Origin of the sequence: Mycobacterium interjectum, from assembly GCF_900078675.2 — a bacterium.
GTDB classification, from domain to species: Bacteria; Actinomycetota; Actinomycetes; order Mycobacteriales; family Mycobacteriaceae; genus Mycobacterium; species Mycobacterium interjectum.
In genome coordinates this window covers 4,994,202-4,995,064 of sequence record NZ_LT546237.1, presented here as the reverse complement: position 1 = coordinate 4,995,064, position 863 = coordinate 4,994,202, and the positions used below count along the sequence as shown (strand labels likewise).

General features: G+C 73.0%; 1 pseudogene. It reads right to left on the bottom strand.

The window, feature by feature from the left end:
- Positions 1-863 (bottom strand): annotated as a pseudogene (locus BN4348_RS58895) (murein biosynthesis protein MurJ); the annotation flags it as partial.

Genomic DNA, 863 nt, shown 5'->3' with positions numbered 1-863 from the left:
GGCCGCGTCGGCGGCGGCGGCCAGCGACTGCATCGCCCGGACGGCGCCGATGGGCGACGGCGAGGTGTCGGCCACCTCCTGCAACGAACCGCCGCGGATCCATTCGGAGACGACCAGGCCGCCGTACCCGGTGTGCACCACGTCGAGCACCCGGGCGATGCCGGGCTTGTCGATCCGGCTGAGCCGCAGGGTGCGGGACAGGATGTCTTGCAGCACCTCATGGGGCAGCGCCCCGTCCGGATCGACGAAGGTGAGCGCCACCTGTCGGTCCAGCGCGGTGTCCAGCGCCTGCCAGAACTGCAGGGGGGGTGCGCCGCCGTGGAAGACCAGCAGCCGATACCGGCCGCTGGCGATGCGGGCGCCGGGAACAAGGTGGACATCGTCCGACGACTCACCTGCCCGGTCGCGGGGTGCGTCGAAGGGCGTTGCGCCACGGGTGTTTTCGGTCGACAGATCGCCGTTCAGCCGGTCGGCGGCCCGCGGGGCCGACCGCGGCTGCGGCTCGCGCGGGATGTCGGGCTGGAAATCGTCGGCCGCGGGCCTGGCCCGATCGGGGGTTTTCTCGGCGCCTGACCCCAAGCCGGATCCAGCGCTGGCGGCGCTATCCACTGGGCGGTCGGTCACCTCCGGTCCTTTCGCTATGCGGGTGCTGGCGACCCGCTCCGGAGGCCTGCGCCGGATCGGCTCCTGGACCGCACCTACCCCCGGCGGGGACGAATTCCTCTGCTCAGGGTACGTGACGTGGCCATGCCGAGACGATCCCTCCGGTGCAGCCGGTTTGCGGGCCGGCGGTTGCACGATGCGATTGCCGCCGAGGCCCGGGATTCGGCGCCGGACGGCGGCCAGCGCGGCGTCGGCCTCGG